17 protein-coding genes are annotated in these 20,976 nt (G+C 67.0%); 12 read left to right on the plus strand and 5 right to left on the minus strand.

Going from position 1 to position 20,976, the window contains the following annotated elements:
• The first annotated feature begins 5 nt into the window (after positions 1–5).
• Positions 6–449: an NfeD family protein gene (locus J7520_RS18350; protein WP_291191631.1), complete on the plus strand. Its 444-nt coding sequence runs from the start codon at positions 6–8 to the stop codon at positions 447–449.
• Between the two features lie 106 nt (positions 450–555).
• Here J7520_RS18350 and J7520_RS18355 read toward each other — a convergent pair whose 3' ends face one another.
• Entirely contained in the window at positions 556–1,983 is a 1,428-nt protein-coding gene (locus J7520_RS18355) for a hypothetical protein (RefSeq protein WP_291191633.1), read from the minus strand.
• Positions 1,984–2,291: 308 nt separating this feature from the next.
• On the opposite strand from J7520_RS18355, the gene gcvT reads away from it, so the two are divergent.
• The 3 genes from gcvT (at position 2,292) to metJ (ending at position 5,120) form a co-directional block, all read left to right on the plus strand.
• Positions 2,292–3,377 carry a glycine cleavage system aminomethyltransferase GcvT gene (gene gcvT / locus J7520_RS18360; protein WP_291191636.1) on the plus strand — a complete coding sequence of 362 codons (1,086 nt, stop codon included), beginning with the start codon at positions 2,292–2,294 and terminating at the stop codon, positions 3,375–3,377.
• A gap of 214 nt (positions 3,378–3,591) precedes the next feature.
• The gene (gene gcvH, locus J7520_RS18365; RefSeq protein ID WP_291191639.1) at positions 3,592–3,990 is read left to right on the plus strand and encodes a glycine cleavage system protein GcvH; all 399 of its coding nucleotides are present in this window, start codon (positions 3,592–3,594) and stop codon (positions 3,988–3,990) included.
• Between the two features lie 710 nt (positions 3,991–4,700).
• A complete protein-coding gene (gene metJ / locus J7520_RS19925; RefSeq protein WP_345776923.1) occupies positions 4,701–5,120 on the plus strand; it encodes a met regulon transcriptional regulator MetJ in 420 nt (139 codons plus the stop codon).
• A 241-nt stretch (positions 5,121–5,361) separates the two neighbouring features.
• On the opposite strand, the gene J7520_RS18375 is transcribed toward metJ, so the two are convergent.
• From J7520_RS18375 to J7520_RS18385, 3 genes are read right to left on the minus strand one after another with little or no spacing between them, the layout of a single operon-like run.
• Positions 5,362–5,673 carry a hypothetical protein gene (locus J7520_RS18375; protein WP_291191642.1) on the minus strand — a complete coding sequence of 104 codons (312 nt, stop codon included), beginning with the start codon at positions 5,671–5,673 and terminating at the stop codon, positions 5,362–5,364.
• Positions 5,660–6,076, minus strand: a complete 417-nt coding sequence (locus tag J7520_RS18380; protein WP_291191645.1) for a hypothetical protein — start codon at positions 6,074–6,076, stop codon at positions 5,660–5,662. Before J7520_RS18380 ends, J7520_RS18375 begins: the two co-directional genes overlap by 14 nt.
• Positions 6,076–6,372 (minus strand): hypothetical protein, encoded by a 297-nt coding sequence (locus J7520_RS18385; protein ID WP_291191648.1) that lies wholly within the window; start codon positions 6,370–6,372, stop codon positions 6,076–6,078. The genes J7520_RS18380 and J7520_RS18385 overlap by 1 nt, the downstream gene beginning before the upstream one ends.
• Positions 6,373–6,682: 310 nt before the next feature.
• On the opposite strand from J7520_RS18385, the gene J7520_RS18390 reads away from it, so the two are divergent.
• Positions 6,683–7,681, plus strand: coding sequence for an energy transducer TonB (locus tag J7520_RS18390; RefSeq protein ID WP_291191652.1), 999 nt, complete (start codon positions 6,683–6,685; stop codon positions 7,679–7,681).
• Positions 7,682–7,733: 52 nt separating this feature from the next.
• On the opposite strand, the gene J7520_RS18395 is transcribed toward J7520_RS18390, so the two are convergent.
• Complete coding sequence (locus tag J7520_RS18395) at positions 7,734–9,155, minus strand: serine hydrolase domain-containing protein (RefSeq protein WP_291191655.1); 1,422 nt, start codon at positions 9,153–9,155, stop codon at positions 7,734–7,736.
• Between the two features lie 96 nt (positions 9,156–9,251).
• Between J7520_RS18395 and J7520_RS18400 the strand changes: the two genes are divergently transcribed.
• The 7 genes from J7520_RS18400 to J7520_RS18430 form a co-directional block, all read left to right on the plus strand.
• Positions 9,252–9,839, plus strand: coding sequence for a LemA family protein (locus J7520_RS18400; protein ID WP_291191658.1), 588 nt, complete (start codon positions 9,252–9,254; stop codon positions 9,837–9,839).
• Positions 9,840–9,928: 89 nt separating this feature from the next.
• Positions 9,929–11,854 carry a M48 family metallopeptidase gene (locus tag J7520_RS18405; RefSeq protein WP_291191661.1) on the plus strand — a complete coding sequence of 642 codons (1,926 nt, stop codon included), beginning with the start codon at positions 9,929–9,931 and terminating at the stop codon, positions 11,852–11,854.
• 135 nt (positions 11,855–11,989) lie between these two features.
• Positions 11,990–14,215, plus strand: a complete 2,226-nt coding sequence (locus J7520_RS18410) for a winged helix-turn-helix domain-containing protein (protein WP_291191664.1) — start codon at positions 11,990–11,992, stop codon at positions 14,213–14,215.
• A gap of 173 nt (positions 14,216–14,388) precedes the next feature.
• On the plus strand, positions 14,389–15,267 hold the full coding sequence (locus tag J7520_RS18415; protein WP_291191666.1) for an AraC family transcriptional regulator: 879 nt from the start codon (positions 14,389–14,391) through the stop codon (positions 15,265–15,267).
• A gap of 127 nt (positions 15,268–15,394) precedes the next feature.
• Positions 15,395–18,370 carry a TonB-dependent receptor gene (locus J7520_RS18420; protein ID WP_291191669.1) on the plus strand — a complete coding sequence of 992 codons (2,976 nt, stop codon included), beginning with the start codon at positions 15,395–15,397 and terminating at the stop codon, positions 18,368–18,370.
• A gap of 756 nt (positions 18,371–19,126) precedes the next feature.
• On the plus strand, positions 19,127–20,011 hold the full coding sequence (locus J7520_RS18425) for an AraC family transcriptional regulator (protein WP_291191672.1): 885 nt from the start codon (positions 19,127–19,129) through the stop codon (positions 20,009–20,011).
• Between the two features lie 422 nt (positions 20,012–20,433).
• A partial coding sequence (locus tag J7520_RS18430) for a TonB-dependent receptor plug domain-containing protein (RefSeq protein ID WP_291191678.1) occupies positions 20,434–20,976 on the plus strand: 543 nt, incomplete at its 3' end.

The raw sequence follows: 20,976 nt of genomic DNA on the forward strand, positions 1-20,976 counted from the left end.
ACCGCATGGACAACCTCGTGAACAACTACGGCTGGTGGCTGCTGGCGCTGGTGCTGATCGCGGCCGAGATGCTGGCGCCCGGCTACTTCCTCTTGTGGATCGGCATCGCCGCCGGCGTGATGGGGCTGGTGACGCTGGTGATGCCGGGCCTGCCGGCTCTGGCGCAGGCCGTGCTGTTCGGCGTGCTGGCGATCGCGGCCTGCCTGGTCTACTGGAGATACATTCGACCGGTCGCCGAGCAACGCAACGACCAGCCGCTGTTGAACAAGCGCGGCGCGCAGTTGATCGGCCGGCGCTTCGTGCTGGCCGAGGCGATCGTCAACGGTCGCGGCAAGGTCAAGGTCGGCGACAGCGAATGGTTGGCCGAAGGGCCGGATCTGCCGGTGGGCAGCGAGGTCGAGGTCGTCGCCGTGGAAGGTGTTTCCTTGAAGGTACAGACGCCGCACTGACTTCCGGCTCGATCCTTCCGCCGGGAGCGAAGATCGTCGAGTGCCCCCGAATCGAGAGCGCGGCGCGACGCGACGCATGAGCGTCGGCGCCGCGCCGCGACTGCCGTCACTGCTGGGTATAGACGTACATGGTGCCCTGGCCGCTGTTGTTCAGGCCTTGCGGCGAGCCGACGAGCACGTCGCCGCTGTCGGAGATTCCGACTCCGCTGCCGAAAGAGTCGTTGAGCGTGCCGTCGCTGGCGGTCAGCTTTTGCACTTCGGTCCAGATGCCGTTGTTCAGCACGAATACGTAGGCGGCGCCTTTCATGTTCGGCCAGCCGGCGAACGCCGAGCCGACGACCAGTGTGTCCTTGCTTCGGGAGATCGAGATCCCGAAGAGCCAGTCGTGGTAGGCGTCGCTGGGAATCATTTCTTGTTGCTGCACCCATTGGCCGTCGATTTGCTTGAAGGCCCAGACCGCGCCGGATATCGGCTGGATGGGGAGGTTTTCATCGCCGGTGAGCGCCCACGGCGCGCCGATGAAAAGGTCCGTTCCGCTGAGCACGATCGAAGAGCCGAACTCCATGCCCGTCGAGGTGGGGCTTGCGATCAGCTTCTGCTTCTCCAGCCAATTGGGATTGCAGCGACCGTCCGGGAAGCACTGCTTCCTGTAGACGTAGGCTGCGCCGACGCCGTAGTAGCCGAACTGGAATGCGCTGTCGGCACCGATGACCGCGGTATCGGCATTGATCGCGACGGCTCGCCCGAAGCTTTCGGCGAATCCGCCGTCGCTGGCGACGAACTTCTGTACGATCACCCAGTTGCCGTTGGCATCCTTGCGGTAGCGGTAGGCGGAGCCGCGGCTGTTGATGGCCTGGTTGGTGCCGCCGCAACCCGGCGCGCCAATGAGCGCGTCGGAGCCCGCGATCGCCACGGAGGTGCCGAAATAGCAGTCGGAGGCCGCGCCGTCGGGAGCGGTCAGCTTTTGCACTTGAGCGAAATTCCGATTCTCTCCCCGTGAGAAGACGTATACCGCTCCCTGGCTCGGGCGTCCGTCGACCGTCGTCGAGCTGGCTCCGATCAATGCAGTGGTTCCGTCGAAAGCGACTTTTCCGAAGTAGGTGTTGGGCGCGCCGTCGCTGGCGACGAGGCGTTGCTTCTGCACCCACGGACATCCCTGCATCGAGCAGATGTTCGAGCGCTGATACACGTACACCGCGCCTTGATTGCCGTTCGTTGTCGCCGCGCTAACGAAGGCGATGTCGCCGGAAACGGCGATGGATCCGCCGAAGCCGGTGCCGTCGGTCACCCGGATGGCCTGCTCGTTCCACGCGAATGGAATCAGCGGAGAATCGAGAGCCGGATTCTCGCCGGTGAGCGTCGGCGGGACGTCGGGGTCTCCGATGTAGTTTTGCCGGATGTTCTCCCGCGAGGCTACCGCGTCCTCCGCGGAGAGGGGCGAATCGGGTGGAGACGCAAAAGTGGCGGCACTGGATAAGGATGCCAGCGAAGCGAGCGACACGAACAACGCGAAACAGGCATTCCGAGACGTCATGGCCATGCTCCTGGGGTGGCTGCAGAGGACCTCTGCATCGCGGCTTATACCGCACTATATTTTTGTAATCTGCGTACGGGGCGACGCTGGTCGATCGTGCGGCGCTGCGCTCGTGCGTGTCCCGCATACCGGATAGGGTGGGTACCGGAAGGAGAAGACGCGCCGGGAAAAATAAGAGCGAAGGCCGCTTCGGATAGGGAGGTCCTCGCGCGATCCGGTGGCGCGGCGGTTCATTCCCCTTCGCTGTTGGAATTGCGCGCGTCCGCTCGCGATAATGCGCGCCCCCGTTTCCGCGGACGCACCGACCCATGACGCAGAAGACCATCCTCAACGACACCCATCGCGCGCTCGGCGCCAAGATGGTCGACTTCGGCGGCTGGGACATGCCGATCAACTACGGCTCGCAGATCGAGGAGCACCACGCGGTGCGCCGCGACGCCGGCATGTTCGACGTCTCGCACATGACCGTGGTCGATCTGCGCGGCGCGCGCACGCGCGAATTCCTGCGCCGCTTGCTCGCCAACAGCGTGGACAAGCTGAAGGCGCCGGGCAAGGCGCTGTACTCGTGCATGCTCGACGAACGGGGCGGCGTGATCGACGACTTGATCGTCTATTTCCTCGGCGACGATTTCTTCCGCGTGGTCGTCAACGCGGCGACGCGCGAAAAGGACCTGGCCTGGATCCAGACCCAGGCCAAGGCTTTCGACGTAGCGGTGAGCGAACGGCCGGAGCTGGCGATGATCGCGGTGCAGGGACCGAATGCGCGCGCGAAGGTGTTCGGCCTGCTCTCGCCGGAGACGCGCGCGAAGGCGGAGAAGGTCGGCAAGTTCGCCGCGGTCGAGGGTGACGGCCTGTTCATCGCCCGCACCGGCTATACCGGCGAGGACGGTTTCGAGATCGTCGTGCCGGAGGCGCAGGCGGTCGAATTGTGGAACCGGCTGAAGGACGCCGGCGTCGCTCCGGCCGGGCTCGGCGCGCGCGACACGCTGCGCCTGGAAGCCGGCATGAATCTGTACGGTCAGGACATGGACGAGTCGGTGACGCCGTGGGAAGCGAACCTCGGCTGGACCGTCGCGCTCGACGAGGGCCGCGACTTCATCGGCCGCGGCGCGCTCGAGAAGCAGAAGGCCGCCGGCGACCATCGCGTCATGGTCGGCCTGGTGATGGACGAGAAGGGCGTGCTGCGCCACGGCCAGCGCGTCGTCACGCCGAGCGGCGACGGCGAGATCCTGTCCGGCAGCTTCTCGCCGACGCTGGGCAAGTCGATCGCGTTCGCGCGCGTGCCGGCCGGTTCGAGCGGAACGCTGCAGGCGGACATCCGCGGCAAGCTGGTGCCGGTGCGCGTCGTGAAGTATCCGTTCGTCAGGGACGGCAAGGCGATCGACGGCATCTGATCGGCGGCGAGCCTTTGCGGAAGTTTCCTCCGCGGCCGTCCGCGGCCGCGCTTTTCGAGTCCAAGTGCGATCCTTCCGGGATCGCCGCCGCTCGGATGGTTGCCGCCGCTGGCAGCCATCCGGTTTCGGAAGTTCCACCCGTGGCCGTCCATGGCCGCATTTCTCAATATAGAATCGGCGCCGAACGGTGCTCCAGAACCCAAGGAACTGAGTCATGCAAGAGATTCCCGGCGATCTGAAATTCATGAAGTCCCACGAGTGGGCGCGCGTCGAAGACAAGGGCACCGTCACGGTCGGCATTTCCGATCATGCTCAGGGCCTGCTCGGCGACCTCGTCTACGTCGAACTGCCGAGTGTCGGCGACACGGTCAAGGCCGGCAACGCGGTCGCCGTGGTCGAGTCGGTCAAGGCCGCGTCCGACGTCTACGCTCCGGTCTCCGGCGAGATCGTCGCGATCAACGAAGCGCTGCCGGACAAGCCGGAAACGATCAACGAAGACGCCTACGGTGACGGCTGGCTGTTCGTGATCAAGCCGGACAACCTCGCCGAGGAACAGGAAGAGCTGCTCGGCCCGGACGACTACGCCGAACTGATCGAGAACGAAGACGACTGATCCGTCGTTCCCATCGGTCGAAAGAGGGTGCGCTTCGGCGCGCCCTTTTTTTTTCGCTCGCGATCGCTTCGACGCCGGCGTCGGGCGCTCGCTCGACGTTGCGGCAAGAAGTGCATCTTCGATCTCTGCGTTCGTTTCCTTCGACGCGGCGATCGACGATGAAGACGATGCGAAGACGAGTTCGACGAGCGTGGCGTGACGAACGCGCGAGGTTTCGTCGGCGAGCTTTCGACGCGTCGACGTCATCCGGAAGCGAGTGTCGGACGACGCCGGCGAGACGGAAGAAGTCGACGATCGTCGTCGCGCGTCGGTCCGGCGAAAGAATTTTTTGCGCTCGTTCATTCGCCGTTGCCGCGCCCGATCGTGCCTTCGCCGAGCGGCCGAGAGGAATGCGCGGCTCATCGGGCTGCGCAAAGTTCGCGTCTCGAAGAATGGCATGGATCGCCGCGACGGAAAGGCTGGAAACCCGCGCCAATACTAGCTTTCCGGGGTTTATTCTGGAATTATTGCGGCATGTTTATTTGGACGTCTATACATCTAAGCGTCCTTTGGGAAGCGCATTTCCCGGGGTGCCGGAATCGCCCCGGAGAGGGGTGTTTTCGGGCTCTAGCAGTCACGTAGGAACTGCTTGTTTCCCCTAAGAAATTTGTTGACACGCGCTAACGACAGTAATAGTTTCTGCGCCGGCGTGACAAACAAATAAAGGAATCATGACCGCGACTCGTTTCATCGACCCTTACATTGAACACGGCACGAAGTCCGGGTCGGTGAAAAAGATCACGGTGTCGGTTCCCTTCCACGTCTTGAAGCTTTTGTCCGACGAACGGACCCGACGCCAGGTTGCGAACCTGCGTCACGCCACCAACAGCGATCTGCTGTGCGAAGCATTCCTTCACGCTTTTACTGGGCAACCACTGCCAACTGACGAGGAGCTAAGACGCGATATGGCTATGAAGAAAGCAGCTGCAAAGAAGAAACCCGCCGCCAAGAAAGCCGCCAAGAAGGTGGTGAAGAAGACGACGGCCAAGGCCAAGACCGCTACCGCTCGTAAGACGAGCGCCGCGAAGAAGCCCGCCGCGAAGAAAGTCGCGAAGAAGGCCGTGAAGAAGGCTGCCAAGAAGGCCAAGTAAGGCCTTGCCTTCAGTCGGCCGCGTCGTTTACGGCCGATGATCGCTGCGGCTCCGCCTTGGTGTTCAGCGCGGAGCCGTCAGCAGTAGTGATACCGCAACACGTTTCATCAGCAACGTCGTAATCCCAAATTCCTCTCCCTGCGGTCAGCCCAGCGCAGGGAGAGTATTTGGAACTCTCCCCGCGACGAGCTCCCCCTCTCTCCGTTCGGAATCCAATCGCCCTCCACGTCGTCGCGGAGCGTCACTGCGTGCGAGTCGTCGTCTCGTCGCGGTCCAGGTGCCGATGGACGTACTCGAACAGCAGGGTCTGCAGCGGCGAGCGCAGCAGAAGGCTCGCCGCACTGGCGAGCGTGCGTCCCAGGCGGACGCCGGCGCGCAGCGGCAGCAGGCTCGCGATCACTCCGGCGGCGAAGCCGCCGCCGAGCAGCCACGCTTCGCGATGGCGCGCGTAGTGCTCGCGCAGGAGGCGGGTGCGTGCGTGCCATTGCACGCGGGTCAGTTCGAACTCGAGCTCCGCGCGTCGTGCCGCGCGCCGTCGTTCAAGAAGGCTCATGTCGACTGTCCGTGAGTTGGCCGAGCATGCGGCGCGTGCGCGGCAGGGTCAGATCTCGCCAGCAACTGCGCATCGCGAACAGGACCAGGCCGATGCCGATCAGGTTCGCCAGCGCGACGCTGCCGATGCCGACGAACAGGTTGCCGGTGAGCTCGTAGACGCCGGCGGCGATCGCCGCGCTGGTGGCGAGCCAGGCGCCGACACCGAGGAAGATCAGCGCGAAGGCGAGCCACACCAGCGCGAGCGCGCTGCCGCGCGCGAGCCGAAGCTCGGCGCGCAGCAGGGCGAGCGCCGCCTCGGCGACGCGAACGGCTTGTTCGAGCGCACCGCTGACCGCCGCGAACGCATCGGGTCGCGGCGGCAGCGGCGAGGCTTCCTCGGTCGCGGCTTCCGGCGCGTCCATCAGCGCCCGCGCAGCAGGCGCGTGAGCACGACGCCGGCAGCGAAGGCGACGCCGAACGCGGCCAACGGATGTTCGCGGATCTGCTCCACGGCGGCGGCACTGAACTTCTTCGCGCCGTCGGAGAAGCGATCGCTGGCCGCGCGCAGATCGTCTTCCAACTGCGCGCCGTTCGCGCGCAGCTTCTCGCGCAGTCGATGCAGCTCGCTCTGCAAATGCTCGACGTGTTCCTTGGTCGCCTCGACGGCTTCGGCTCCGGTTTCGTCCAGCTTCTGTTTCATCTCGCGCACGCTTGCCATGGTCGGCTCCTGCTGAAGGGGTTGAAGAAGGCGCCGGCGGCGATATCCGCGCAGGGGCTTCGTTCCCGCGGATGTCGCGCAGACGCGGGACCGAGCTTAGTGCCGCCCGGCTGAACAATCACGCGCACGGCCCGGCGGCGGCGCCGGACGAGGGAGTAGGGGAGCAACTGTGATCTGCGTTATATTTCTGTCACCGAACCGGCGCATCGCGCCGGTGCACATCAGCCACAGGGGGCTAAAGATGTCGGGAAGCAGCAGGCAAGGGGTTCGGCGCGTTGGCGTGCGCGTCGGGGGATGCGATCGGAGCCGCATGCGCGGCGCCGTTTCGGCGGTGCAACTCGTATTGATTCTGATCGTGCTGGCCGCGTTCGCGGCCGCGGCCTGGTGGTGGTACGTCGGTCAGCGTGGCGTCTCGGCGCTGGCGCCGACGACGGCGCCGGGCGCGACGACCGCACCCGCGGCGGGCGAAGCACCGCCGCTGCCGACGGCGGAGCTCAGCGTCAACGAGCTCTACAAGGCGGCGCGCGGCGCGATGGCCGAGAACCGCATGGTCACGCCGCCGGGCAACAACGCGCTCGAATTCTATCTGGCGATCATGACGCGTCAGCCCGACGACAACGGCGCGGTCGACGCCGTGCGCGAACTGTTCCCGTTCGCGACCGGCAGCGCCGAAGACCAGATCAACCAGGGCAACTACGACGAAGCGACGCGCATCATGAGCCTGTTGGCGCAGGCGGATCCGAGCAACTACAGTTTGACGATCCTGCGCAGCAAGCTCGACGCGAAACGCAAGCAGGTCGAGCGCGACCAGCAGCTGCAGGCACAGCAGGCCGCCGCTGCCGCGACGCGCACGCAGACGGCGGCGACGCCGGCTGCACCGGCCGCGGCGACACCGGATGCGGCCGCACCGACCGCGGCGGCGCCCGCGCCGGCGGCGAGCACCGCGGCGGCCTCGCGTCCGACCGAAGTGGCGCGCGCGACACCGCCGCCGAGTGCTGCGCCGCCGGCGGCGCCGGCTCCCGCGCCGGTCGGCGAAACGCGCGACGCGCGCATGACGACGGTACCGCAGCCGGAGTATCCGGCCACCGCGGCGCGCAATCGTCAGAGCGGTTGGGTCGAAGTCGAGTTCACCGTGGCCGCCGACGGTTCGGTGCAGAACGCCCGCGCGGTTTCTTCCAGTCCGCCGCGCGTGTTCGACCGCGAAGCCGTGCGCGCGATCCAGCAGGCGAAGTTCGAGCCGCGCCTCGATCGAGGTCAGCCAGTGGCGACCACCTTGCGGCGCCGGATCGAGTTCAAGCTCGGCAACTGATCGGCGTCGACGCGATCCGCTTCGGCCGCACGGTCGAAGCGGATCGCGCGGCTCAGTCGGATCCGCCGGCGAGGTCGGGACTGTCGCCGTGGTCGATGCCGGCCCAGTTGACCTCGGGCAGGCCGAGGTAGCGGTCGATCAGCATCGGCATCAGGCCCATCGGCACCGCCGATTCGCAGTTCCACATCATGACGGCGCCGAAGCGGTATTTCGGCAGGAACGCGATGATCGCGCGGTAGCCCTGCACGGCGCCGGCGTGGAACACCAAGGTCGTGCCGGCGTAGTCGTAGATGCGCCAGCCCAGGGCGTACTGCGCGTCGAACAGGCGGCCGCGCCGCCAGGGCGAGGCGCGCTTCTCGCGTGCGGTTTCCACCAGCGGCTTGTGCAGGGTTTCCAGCAGCTGCGGCGACAGTACGTTCGGGCGTCCGCCCATCTGCGCGATCAGCCACTGCTCCATGTCGCGGATGCTGGCGTTGACGCCGGCCGCCGGCGCCACGTGGTAGTAGTTCTCCTTCGGCGCGAACGGCGCCCAGCCGTTCGCGCCGAAGCGATGGTGCGGGCGCGCCCAGCTCTTGGAGCCTTCCAGCGCTTCGCGGCCGTAGGTCGCGGTGTTCATGCCGAGCGGATGGAAGATGCGCTTCTCGACCTGGTGGTAGTAGAAGTCGCCGGTGGCCGCGTAGGTCACGTCGCCGATCAGGCTGAACGCGATGTTCTGGTAGCCGTAGCAGTCGCCGACCGGGCAGGTCAGCGGCACTTCGCTGAGCCGCCCGACGAGCACCTGGTACGGCTCGTCCTGCTCGAGCAGGTTGTCGTAGGTGTTGTGCGGCAGGCCGACGCGATGGCTGAGGATGTCGCGTACGGTCAGCTTCTGCGCGCTGGCGACGTCGTTCAGCATGAACGCGGGCAGCACGTCGGCGACGCGCGTGTCCCAGTGCAGCTGGTTGCGTTCGACCAGGATGCCGGCCAGGGTCGCGGCGAATGCCTTCGACAGCGAGGCGAGGCGGAACACCGTGTCGCCGGAGATGCGCTCGCGCGTGTTCGCGTCGGCGTAGCCGATGCCGCGCTCGAGCAGCACCTTGTCGTCCTTGATGATCGCCGCGGCGAGGCCGGCGACGTCGCTGGAGCCTTCGACGCCGTCGAGCCAGCGATCGAATTCGCGCGCGATGCCGGCGGCGTCGTGCGAGACCGCGCGCGCGTCGGCGACCGGAATCACCACCGCCGGCAGTTCGACTTGGCGCTTGCGCACGGCGACCTGCTTGCCGCGCTTGCCGGCGACGGCGCCCTTCGAGGCGGCGGTTTTCTTCGCGACCGCGGCGCTCTTCTTGGTCGTCTTGGCTTTCGCCGCAGCGACCGGCGGTCGCTGGGCGGACTTGGATTTCTTCGCGGCGGAAGCGGCGCCGGCGGAAGCGGAAGCCGCGATGGCGAAAGCCGCCAACAGGGCGATCAGAACGCGCAAGGTACTGCTCAATGCCATCTCCGAAGCCGAGGCTCTCCGGCCTCGTTTGCGCAACCATCGGCTGCTATGCTGAAACTGCGTCGATTCTAGCCGCATCCAGAGGGGGAAAGAAACATGAGCCTGTTGATTTTCCTGGCCATCGTGGTCGGTCTCGGCTTCTTTTTCATCGGTCTCTACAACGGCCTGGTCACCGGACGTAACAGCTACAAGAACGCGTTCGCCCAGATCGACGTGCAACTGACGCGTCGCTACGACCTGATCCCGAATCTGGTCGAAACCGCCAAGGCGTACATGCAACACGAGCGCGAAACGCTGGAGGCGGTGATCCAGGCGCGCAACTCCGCCGTGTCCGGCCTGTCGGCGGCGAAGGCCAATCCCGGCGACGCGGAGGCGATGCAGCAGCTGGCCGGCGCCGACAACGCGTTGACGCAGACGCTCGGCCGTCTGTTCGCGCTGTCGGAAGCCTATCCGGACCTGAAGGCGAACCAGAACATGATGCAGCTCAGCGAGGAGCTGACCTCGACCGAGAACAAGGTCGCGTTCGCGCGCCAGGCCTACAACGACGCAGTGATGAGCTACAACAACCGGCGCGAGCAATTCCCCGGTTCGCTCGTCGCGAACATGTTCAGCTTCCTGCCGGCCGAGTCGCTGAAGATCGAGTCGGAGAGCAAGCGCGAGGTGCCGAAGGTTTCGTTCTCCTGACGCCGGGAATAGGGAACAGGGAATCGTAGAAGCGAAGAGAGCGCCGCGTTCCCGCGAAGCTCTTCCGATTTCCGATTCCCGTACCCCCGATGAACTTCTTCGAGCATCAGGAACTGGCGCGCCGGCAGACGCGGCGCATGCTGTGGCTGTTCGCGTTCGCGGTGGCGGCGATCGTCGTCGTGATCGATATTGCCGTGCTATTGGCGATCGGCTTCGACGCCAGGCGCGTCAGTTGGAATGGCCTGCTGTTCATCAGCGCGATGGTGGTGCTGGTGATCCAGCTCGGCTCGCTGTATCGCGTCGCGACGCTGCGCGCCGGCGGCAAGGCGGTCGCGCTCGGCCTGGGCGCCGTACCGGTGCCGCCGTCGAGCGACAACTTCGCCTACCGGCGCCTGCGCAACGTGGTCGAGGAAATCGCGATCGCCTCCGGCGTGCCGGTGCCGGAGATCTTCGTGCTGGAGGGCGAGGACGGCATCAATGCCTTCGCCGCGGGCTACGCGCCGACCGACGCCGCGATCACGGTCACGCGCGGCGCGCTCGACAAGCTCACGCGCAGCGAGCTGCAGGGCGTGATCGGCCACGAGTTCAGCCACGTCCTCAACGGCGACATGCGCCTGAACATCCGCCTGATGGGAGCGGTGTTCGGCCTGGTCGTGATCGCCACCATCGGCCGCAAGATCGCCCACGGCGGGCGCGGCGGCGGCAGCGCCGTCCTGATCGGTTTCGCCCTGTTCGCGGCCGGCTACCTCGGCGTCGTGCTCGCACGCATGATCAAGGCCTCGATCTCGCGCCAGCGCGAGTTCCTCGCCGACGCCTCGGCGGTCCAGTTCACGCGGCAGACGGAAGGCATCGCCGGCGCGCTGAAGAAGATCGGCGGGCTGGCCGAAGGCTCCAGGCTCGCCACCAAGGACAGCGAGGAAGTCGCGCACATGCTGTTCGGCGACGGCGTCGGCTACTCCGCGCTCTTCGCCACGCATCCGCCGCTGGCGGCGCGCATTCGCCGCCTCGATCCGTCGTTCCGCGAGGACGAGTTGAAGGCCGTGGCGGCCGACTGGTCGCGGCCGATCCAGATGGGGGAGGCGGATCTGGAACGCGCCGACGTTTCGATCGCGGGCTTTGCGCCGGCGAGCGCGGCGGCGTCGCTGCCGCGCGAGCGCGGCGTCGCGCTGCCGGATCCGCGCAGCGAAGTCGAGCTGGTGCCGCGCGCGGTCGCGCGCCAGGTCGGCAATCCCGGCAGCGACGATCGCGCGATCGCGCATACGCTGCGCGCGACGATCCCCGAGCCTCTGCGCGAAGCGGCACGTCAGCCCGAGCGCGCGGTGCCGCTGGTGCTCGCGCTGCTGTTGAACGTCGAGGCCGACGTGCGCGAGCGCCAGCTCGCGTTGATCGCGCTCGGCTACGACGCCGGCACGCGCGAGCTGGTGCGTGTGTTCGGTGCGGCGCTGGCGGAACTGCATCCGATGCAGCGTCTGCCGCTGGCCGCGCTGGCGTTCCCCACTCTGCGCCGGCGCCCGCGGCCGCACGTGGATACGTTCGTCGCCACGCTGCGCCAGCTGATCGACGCCGATCGTCGTGTCACCTTGCACGAGTACTGTCTCGCACGCCTGATCGACGTGCAGGTCGTCGCCGCCCTGAATCCGGCGGCGAAGCCGACGATCGGGCGCATCAAGCTCGGCGATGCCGCGACCGAGCTGCGCGACCTGCTGGCGATTCTCGCCGCGCACGGACACGACGACGAGGCCGCCGCACGCCGCGCCTACGCTGCCGGCATGCACGAAGTGCTGCCGAACGCGCCGATCGCCTACGCGCCGCCGGCGCAGTGGGCGGCCGCGCTGGACCGCGCGCTGCCGCGGCTCGATCGCCTCGATCCGGCCGGCAAGGAACTGGTCGTGCGCGCGCTGACGCGCGCGATCGCCGTCGACGGCAAGGTCAGCGTGGTCGAGGCGGAACTGCTGCGCACCGTCTGCGCCGCGCTGCGTTGTCCGCTGCCGCCGTTGCTGCAATCCACCGGTTGACGCCATGCCGGCCGCGATCCGCAGCGGACGTTCGTCGCGGCAACTGCCGGCAACGCAGCGTGTTTCTGCCGCGCAATGTTGCCGTTCTTGCGCACAACGTCGTACGCGCTTGTGTTTTCTGCTAGAAATCGCAGCATGAACCTGCACGTCTCTCTCCAGCGTGCGACCGACTCCCTGCTGACGCAGTCGAATCTTCGCTTGCGCATCGGCGAGCACGTCGTCGACGTCGGTGCGCTGCGCATCGTCACGCGCCCGGAAAGCCCGCGCCTGACGAGCAAGGCGATGGCGGTGCTGATCGAGCTCGTCCGCCAGGTCGGCGCGACCGTCACGCGCGAGCAATTGCTCGACAGCGTCTGGGCCGGCCGCGTCACGACGCCGGACGTGCTGACGCAGGCGATCAAGGAATTGCGCCGCGCCTTCGCCGACGACGGCAAGCCGTCGCGCTACATCGAGACGATTCCGAAGGTCGGCTACCGCCTGATCGCGCCGGCGCTGGTGCTCGACGGTCCGGGCACCGGCTTGCTGGTGGACGGCGGCGAGGCCGTGCTCGAGCCGCCGGAGACGACGCAGGCGGCGCCGGCCGTCGCGCCGGAGGCGCCGCCGCCGTCGCGCGGCGTGGATCGCAAGGCGGTCGTCGTGGCTGCGCTGGTGCTGCTCGCGCTGGCGGCGTTCGGCGGCTACTACGCCTCGCGCAACCGCGCCGACGTCGCCGCCACGACGCGCTGGCGCACCAGCGACCTGCACGCGCTCACCTCCGATCCGGGCGCCGAATACCGGCCGCACCTGTCGCCCGATGCCACGCGGGTCGCGTTCGGCGTCTTCAATCAGCCGGAGTCGACCGAACGTCTGATGATGCGTTCGCTCGAACCTTCGCAGCGGATCGTCCTCACCCAAGGCAGCGACTCGGTGGAGGCGTTTCCGATCTGGTCGCCGGACGGGCATCGCATCGCGTTCTCGCGCATCGGTTCGGATCACTGCGAGATGTTCGTCGTGGCCGGGCTCGGCGGTGCGGAGCAGCACGTGCGCAAATGCCAGGATCCCGGCGCGAACTATTTCGACTGGACTCCCGACGGTCGCGGACTGGTCTCCTCCGAGCGCGCCGACGGCGGCAAGGGCGATTTCCAGCTGTTCCGCTTCGACCTGGACAGCGGGGAGCAGCGGCCGATCTCCTACGAGCGCACCGCCGGCGCGCAGGATCTCGACGCGCGCTACTCCCCCGACGGGCGGCAGCTCGCGTTCCGGCGTGGCCTGTCGCCGTACAGCGACCTGTTCGTGATGCCGGCCGACGGCGGCCGCCCGCGCCAGGTCACGCACGTGTCCGCGCGCATCCGCGGCTACACATGGACGGCGGACAATCGCACGCTGGTCTATTCCGCCGACCATTCCGGAATGCAGTCCCTCTATGCGGTCGACGTCGAGGACGGCCACGACGAGCCGCTCGGCATCGCTCCGGCCGCCTATCCGGACGCCGCGCGCAGCGGCGACGCCGTCGTCTACGAAATCCTGCGCACGCGCGAGCGGCTGAAGACGCTGTCGCTGCGGCAGGAAGGAACGCCGATGCAGCTGCTCGCGCCGTCCACCGGCAACGACTACGGCGCGGTGCTGTCTCCCGACGGCCGGCAGCTGGCGTTCGCGTCCGATCGCAGCGGCCAGCGCCAGGCCTGGCTGTACGACTTCGAATCGAAGACCGCGACGCAACTGACGGATGCGTCTTCCAAGCCGATCCTGTCCGTCGGCTGGAGTCCGGGCGCCGATCGCATCCTCGCCGTGCAGCGCAACGGCGCCACCCGGCAACTGGTCGAGATCGAACTGGCCAGCCGCCGCCAGCGCGTGCTGTCGCGCCCCGACGACAACATCGTGTTCGGCGCCTACGCCCCCGATGCGCAAAGCCATCTGATGGCGGTGCGGGTGTCGGACCAGGACACACGTCTCTATCGCGTGCGGCACGCCGGCACGGCGCAGGAAAGCCGCGAGCTGCTCCTGCCCAGCGTCGTGGCCGCGCAGGTCGATCCGGCCAGCCGTTCGCTGTACTACACCTCCGGCGTCGAGCCGGGGCTGCATCGCCGCTCGCTCGACGGCGACGCCGACGAGCGCATCACGCCCGACACGGTCGAGTTGCCGCGCAAGGGCTGGCGCGTCGCGGGCGGCCACGTCTGGTACCTCGCCGATCTCGGTGTGCGTTCGGGCAATCTGCGCGAGTTCGATCCGGCCACCGGCAGCGACCGCCTCGCGGCCAAGCTCGACCTGCTGCTGGAGAGCGTGGACTTCGACGTGACCCCGTCCGGCGACGCCCTGATCTTCGCCCCGGTGGACGCCGAAGACACCGACGTCGGCTTCTTTCGCCTGACCCGCACGCCGTAGCGGTGCCTGCCGCCGCGCCTCGCGCCATGGCGGCTTGGATTTTCAAGTAGCTGATCCGTAAGGATTTCGTCGGGACTTCCGGCGAATTTCGGCGAGAATTCGCGCCGATTTCAGGACCGCCGCCGGCGTTTGCGCGTACCTAGCGACCTCTGCTGTCGTTGTTCGGAGGTCGTGTGCAAATCGTCTTTCATTCGCCCGTCCCGGGCGGTGTCCTGGAACTGTCGTCCGCGGCCTATGCGCGCTCGTCGAAGCTGGCCGTGGTGGTCGGCGGCGGCCGTGGCTGCGCGCTGAAACTCGACGGCGAGTTCGTCGCCATCTGGATTCCGCTGCGCGGTCGCCTGCAGCTGGGCAACGACGCGCTGCTGCATTCCGGCGAAGCCTGCGTCACCGAGCCGGAGACCTGCCAGCGCGTGATCGGCCGCGGCAATGCGCTGTGGGTCGGCATTCTCGGTACGGCCGACGTCTGGCGTCACGCGCTCGGCCGCCTGGTCGACTTGCCCGGAGTGGTGAAGACGCTGCTGCCGGCGCGCCATCGCGCCGATCGCGAACTGCGCCGTCTCGCCGTGGCGGTCGCGCGTGCGAAGGAGGGCGGCGAACTGCAGGTCGAGGCGGTGCTGGAGCGGATCTGCACCTTGCAAGGCGGCCTCGTCGAGGCAATCGAACGCTGCCCCGGTCGCACCCATGCACAGCGCCGTCACGTGTTCGCGCGCCTGCAGCGCGTGTGCCACTACCTGGACGCGAACTGCCATCTCGAGCTGGACAACGACGCGCTGGCGCGACTGGCGAACTACTCGCCGTGGCACTTCATTCGCGCCTTCCGCGCCGCCTACGGCGAGACGCCGCACGCCTATCTGGTGAGGCGCCGCCTGGAGCGCGCCTGCCGGCTGCTGCGCGGGAGCCATCTGGCGATTTCGGAAGTCGCGCTGGCCAGCGGTTTCGAGAATCGCTGCGCCTTCTCGCGGCTGTTCCGCCAGCGCTTCGGCACGACGGCCGGGGCGATGCGCCGGCAGGCGGGCGGCGCGGCACGAGCGCCGCAGTCGGCAATTCGATGAGAGCAAGGTTGGCAAATCCATTCGCCAGGAAATGGCAATCGACCGGCTTCACGCTTTTTTAAGGTTGATCCAATGCGCGTCGCGGTGTGCGGCCGCTGAGTCGTTGCACGATGGGAGAACAATTTCGATGAAACAGACAAAACTCGGTAAAGCGATCTGCGCCGCGCTGCCGTCCTGCCTCGCCGTATCGGCGTTCGGCGTCGCCGGTCCCGCGCTGGCGCAGGACGCCGGCCAGCCCGATTCGCAGCAGCTCGAAACCGTCACCGTGACGGGTTCGCGCATCCGCAAGGCGGACGTGGAAACGGCCCAGCCGATCCTCGTTCTGGATCGCGCCGCGATCGAGAAGCAAGGCTTCAACACGGTCGTCGACATCCTGTCGAACCTGACCGAAGCGGGCGCCCCGCCGATCAGCCGCTCGAGCGTGCTGGCGTCCGGCGAAGGCGTCGGCGGCTACTACGTCGACCTGCGCGGCATCGGCGCCACCCGCACGCTGATCCTGTTGAACGGCAAGCGCCTCGGCGCAACCAGCAGCGGCGCCCAGGATCTCTCGCAGGTTCCGGTCGCGGCGGTCGAGCGCGTCGAGGTCCTGAAGGACGGCGCCTCGGCGATCTACGGTTCCGATGCGATCGCGGGCGTGATCAACGTCATCACGCGTCGCAACTACGACGGCGCCGAAGCCAGCGCCTACATCGGCCAGTACGACCAAGGCGACGGCACCAAGCAGACCTACAGCATGACGCTGGGTTCGCACAACGAGCGCGGTTCGATCACGGTCGCGACCGAATACTCGAAGGAAGACCCGACCTGGGCGCGCAATCGTCCGTACAGCCGCTACAACGCCAGTCCGCGGCATCCGCTGGCCGGCATGACGCCGGTGTCGCAGTGGGGCGCGTTCCTCCTGCCGAACGGCTGTCCGGGCGTGGAAGATAGCCGGTTCGGACTGTGCACGCTCAATCCGGGCGGCAATCCGTTCAACATGGGTCAGGACGGTCGTCCGAACGACTTCCACGGCACGAATTCGGCCGGTGGTCCGAGCGACTTGACCACCTCCAACGACGAGATGATGGGCACGACGGGGCTGAGCCGTCACGCGCTGTTCGTCGCCGCCGAATACAGCATCACCGACAACGTCAAGTTCTCGACCGACGTCCTGTACAACAAGCGTTCGACGACGCAGCAGGTCGCCGGCTATCCGTTCACGGTCGGCGCGTTCGGCCTGGAAGGTCTGTCCGCGGACAGCTACTACAACCCGTTCGGCAACCAGTATGTGCCGGAAGGTGAGGAAGGTCAGAGCATCTACTTCATCCGCCGCACCTGGGAAGTGCCGCGCGTCACGCGCAGCGACCTGCAGACCTACCGTTTCTCGGGCACGTTGGAAGGCTCGTTCGAGATCGCCGGCCGCACCTGGAACTGGGACGTCGGCGGCTTCGTCAACACCAACGACCTGCTGAAGACCGACCGCGGCGACGGCAGCCTGCCGGCGATGGCGGCGGCGCTCGGCGCTTCGTTCTTCAACCCGCTGACCAAGCGCGTCGAGTGCGGTACCGCGGCGAATCCGACGCCGTACGGCGCCGGCCCCGGGCAGTGCATTCCGTGGAACCCGTTCTATTCCGCAGGCCAGGTGGGTCCGGGCTCACTGACGGGGAACAAGGACCTGCAGACGTTCATGTTCCCGTTCTACCACGACACCGGTCGCACCAAGACGGTCGACTACAGCGCCAACCTGACCGGTTCGCTGTTCTCGCTGCCGGCGGGCGACGTCAGCATCGCGACGGGTTACGAACATCGCCAGGAATCGGGTCGCTTCGAGCCGGACGCGTCCAAGCAGGCCGGTGCGAGCACCAGCCTCGCCGGCACCATGACCAAGGGTCGCTACAAGGTCGACGAGTACTACGTCGAAGTCGACGTGCCGGTGCTGAAGGACGTGCCGTTCTTCAAGGAACTGACCTTCAACGTCGCCGCGCGCTACTCGGACTACACCACGTTCGGCGAGACGACCAACGGCAAGTTCAGCCTGACCTGGCGTCCGATCGAGGACCTGCTGGTCCGCGCCAACTATGCCGAAGGCTTCCGCGCGCCGACGATCGGCGACCTGTACGGCGGATCGAGCCAGACGTTCGCCTTCTACACCGACCCGTGCGACTTGCGCAATTCCGCCGGCAGCAATCCAGCGGTGCTGGCGCGCTGCACCGGCGGGTTCGGCGGACAGAACCCGACGCCGGGGAACTTCCAGCAGCCCGGCCAGGGCGGCACCCCGTGCTCGTCGTTCCCGTGCCAGACCGGCACGCCGTTCGAGGGCGGTTCCAATCCGAAGCTAACTCCGGAGCTGTCGACCAGCAAGACCGCCGGCCTGGTGTACAGCCCGAGTTGGGTGCAGGGTCTGGACCTCAGCCTCGACTGGTACAACATCCGCCTGAAGAACCGCATTTCCGTCGACTCGGTGTCGCAGATGCTGCAGGACTGCTACGTGTTCGGCGCGATCTCCCGCTGCAGCACCAGCCTGTTCACGCGTGACGCGAACGGCGGCCTCAATACCGCGCACATCGGCGGCATCAACCAGGGCTGGCAGGAAGTGGAAGGCTACGACTTCGGCGTCAACTATCGCCTGCCGGAGTTCTCGTTCGGACGCTTCCGCGTCAGCTGGGACACCACCTACACCAGCCTCAACAACCTCAAGCCGGACGACAAGCCGGCTACGGCAGTCGCGGTGCAGAACAGCTTCGCCGGCTTCCCGCGCATCCGTTCGAACCTGAGCCTGGACTGGACGCTCGGCGACTTCGGTGCGACCTGGACGACGCGCTATTTCTCCAGCATGAAGGAGGTCTGCTCGTTCGACAAGAAGGGCGGTCCGGAATGCAACATGCCGAACTACTCCGCCCCCGACACCGGATTCAGCCCGACCAACCGCGTCGGTTCCACGTCCTGGCATGACCTGCAGGTACGCTGGACCGCGCCGTGGAACGGCACGATCGCCGTCGGTGCGAACAACGTGTTCAACAAGCAGCCGCCGATCATGTACTCGGCGCCGAACTCGCAGTTCTCCTACTACGGCGGTTTCGACATCGGTCGCTTCTACTACCTGCGTTACACGCAGAAGTTCTGATCGACCGGCGGTGGGCTCGCGGGAAAAGCCGCGGGCCCACCGTCTTCATTGGAGTCATTCCCCCCAGCGCGCCCGTTCTTGCGGGCGCGTTTTTTTTTTGGTGCGCCCGCTACGGAGTCACCGGCCTGCTTACGTCGCGTCGACGGGTGGAAACATCGGCGCTCTGCGAGCGGCATGCCTCGGCCTCCGCATCCGGCGAAGATTTCCGGCGACCTGTCGCCACTCTCCGCACTACCCGTCGCGACGCCCTTCAACCCATTGTGCGAAGCCGGTTTTCCGCCGCATGCAGCGCGAATCCGGCCAGCAATTTTCGACACACCGGTTGCGCCTCGTCGCAACCTTCCCGCAGTGTCCGTGGCCGAAACTACGCAGGCCCTCCAACGGGCAGATGTGTCACAGCATCGATGTGCGAAAACCCTCGGCGGACTTCGGGTTCGGGACCTTGAAGTCCGTCATTTTTTTTGCGCGTTCCGCGCGAGGCGTCGCTCGCCGCCACCCCCCTCCGTAGCCGGCTCCCCGGCGCATGGCGTCCGCGCCGCAACGACCGCGCGCCGCCGCATCGCTTCCGCGTTCCCAGCTCTCCCGCGCGACTCTTCGCGGGCGCTTCCGTGCGCGGTACTTGCGAAACTATGAATCTCTTCGTACATTTCGCCGGTAACTATTCTGCAAATCGTACGAGCTGCTTCGTTGTTTGGAAATACCTGCTCGTGCGGCGAATGGTCATCCATTAGCAGAGTGCGTAAGGAAGAGAGCATCGTGGTAGTGACGCGCTATCGCCTGGCTCATGGAGCGAGGCTGGAGCTGGGTGCGAAGTCCATGGTCGTCAACCGGGCACCCGCGCTGGCGGTCGTGCACGGCGGCGGTCGCGGCTGCACCTTGAATGTCGACGTGCCGATCGTCGGCGTCTGGATTCCGCTGCGCGGACGCCTGCAGCTGGGCGGCAGCGAGATGCTGGCGTATCCGGGCGAATTGCGCGTCACCGAAGCGGAGCCGAATTTCCGCGCGGTCGGCCGCGGCGGCGCCGTCTGGGTGGCCTTGCTCGGGACGCCGCAGGCCTGGCGCCACGTGGTCGGAAGGCTGTCCGGCCCGACCGGGAGCTCCTCGCTGCTGCCGGCGCGCCACGAGGCCGATTTCGAGCTGCGCCGCGGCGCCGTGGCGATGGCGCGGGCGGAGGCCAAGGGTGGTCTCGAGGCCGCCGCCGAGATGGTGATCGACCGCGTGCTGTCCCTGCAGGCGCGCTTCGCGCCGGCGATCGCGTCCTGCCCGGGGCGTACCTATGCGCAGCGACGCCAGGTGTTCCTGCGCCTGCAGCGCGTGCGCAATTACCTGGCCTCCAATTGCCATCTCGACGTCGACAACGACACGTTGGCACGGATGGCGAGCTATTCGCCTTCGCACTTCATCCGCGCCTTCGGCGCCGCGTACGGCGAGACGCCGCATGCCTACCTGATCCGCCAGCGCCTGGAATACGCGCGCCGACTGCTGCGCACCAGTCCGCTGGCGATCTCCGAGGTCGCTCTGGCCAGCGGCTTCGAAAGCCGCTGCACGTTCTCGCGCCTGTTCCGCGAACGTTACGGCACGACGGCCGGGGCGATGCGCGCCATCGTCGGCGCCGCGCGGCCGCAGGCGCGCTTCGCCTAGAAATCCCTTCGATGCGGCGGGTTCGCGCGGGTGACGGCATATCGCCGCACCCGACGCAGTCGCGCGTCCGATGTTCCGAGGCATTTCCATTGCGGTCGCATGTCGGCGTTGCGATCGAGGTGCGGCCCGGCGTTCGATCCGGAGTCGTTGCCCCGTCACGCATTTGCGGTCCGGCGACCGCCGCGCGCGGTCGCCCGTGCTCGATTCGATCAACCGAACGCTCAATTTCTGCAACGCGTCCCACGCATCTTCGGCAACAAGCGCGATTTACGTCTTTTTAAGGTTCGAGGGACGCGTGCCGCGTGTTTGCGGCCGATCGGCAACACCCAAAACAGGAGAAGCAATTCATGTCTACTACTCTGCTCCGCGCGGCGATTCTGCGCGGTCTGAACAAGCAGGGCGTCGCGGGGGCGGCGCTGGCGATGGCAGCCGTCGCGCCGGCGATGGCGCAGGACGCAGCTGCGCCGCAGAACCAACAGCTCGAAACCGTCACCGTGACCGGTTCGCGCATCCGCAAGGCGGACGTCGAGACCGCCCAGCCGATCCTCGTTCTGGACCGTGCCGCGATCGAGAAGCAGGGCTTCAACACGGTCGTCGACATCCTGTCGAACCTGACCGAAGCCGGCTCGCCGCCGATCAGCCGCTCGAGCGTGCTGGCTTCCGGTGAGAACGTCGGCGGCTACTACGTCGACCTGCGCAACCTCGGCCCGAACCGCACGCTGATCCTGTTGAACGGCAAGCGCCTGGGCGCGACCAGCGACGGTCTGCAGGATCTTTCGCAGGTTCCGGTGGCGGCGATCGAGCGCATCGAAGTCCTGAAGGACGGCGCCTCGGCGATCTACGGTTCCGACGCGATCGCGGGCGTGGTCAACATCATCACGCGCCGCAACTACGACGGTGCGGAAGCCAGCGCCTACATCGGTCAGTACGACGACGGCGACGGCACCAAGCAGACCTACAGCATG

It is taken from the genome of Dokdonella sp., assembly GCF_017744955.1.
In the GTDB taxonomy this organism is placed as follows: domain Bacteria; phylum Pseudomonadota; class Gammaproteobacteria; order Xanthomonadales; family Rhodanobacteraceae; genus Dokdonella_A.

Coding starts and splice junctions, on each gene's coding strand:
- J7520_RS18400 (WP_291191658.1), top strand. CDS start 9,252: ATGAGCCTGTTGATTTTCCTGGCCATCGTGGTCGGTCTCGGCTTCTTT.
- gcvT (WP_291191636.1), top strand. CDS start 2,292: ATGACGCAGAAGACCATCCTCAACGACACCCATCGCGCGCTCGGCGCC.
- J7520_RS18385 (WP_291191648.1), bottom strand. CDS start 6,372: ATGGCAAGCGTGCGCGAGATGAAACAGAAGCTGGACGAAACCGGAGCC.
- J7520_RS18420 (WP_291191669.1), top strand. CDS start 15,395: ATGAAACAGACAAAACTCGGTAAAGCGATCTGCGCCGCGCTGCCGTCC.
- J7520_RS18395 (WP_291191655.1), bottom strand. CDS start 9,155: ATGGCATTGAGCAGTACCTTGCGCGTTCTGATCGCCCTGTTGGCGGCT.
- J7520_RS18405 (WP_291191661.1), top strand. CDS start 9,929: ATGAACTTCTTCGAGCATCAGGAACTGGCGCGCCGGCAGACGCGGCGC.
- J7520_RS18410 (WP_291191664.1), top strand. CDS start 11,990: ATGAACCTGCACGTCTCTCTCCAGCGTGCGACCGACTCCCTGCTGACG.
- J7520_RS18390 (WP_291191652.1), top strand. CDS start 6,683: ATGCGCGGCGCCGTTTCGGCGGTGCAACTCGTATTGATTCTGATCGTG.
- J7520_RS18355 (WP_291191633.1), bottom strand. CDS start 1,983: ATGACGTCTCGGAATGCCTGTTTCGCGTTGTTCGTGTCGCTCGCTTCG.
- J7520_RS18375 (WP_291191642.1), bottom strand. CDS start 5,673: ATGAGCCTTCTTGAACGACGGCGCGCGGCACGACGCGCGGAGCTCGAG.
- J7520_RS18380 (WP_291191645.1), bottom strand. CDS start 6,076: ATGGACGCGCCGGAAGCCGCGACCGAGGAAGCCTCGCCGCTGCCGCCG.
- metJ (WP_345776923.1), top strand. CDS start 4,701: ATGACCGCGACTCGTTTCATCGACCCTTACATTGAACACGGCACGAAG.
- gcvH (WP_291191639.1), top strand. CDS start 3,592: ATGCAAGAGATTCCCGGCGATCTGAAATTCATGAAGTCCCACGAGTGG.
- J7520_RS18350 (WP_291191631.1), top strand. CDS start 6: ATGGACAACCTCGTGAACAACTACGGCTGGTGGCTGCTGGCGCTGGTG.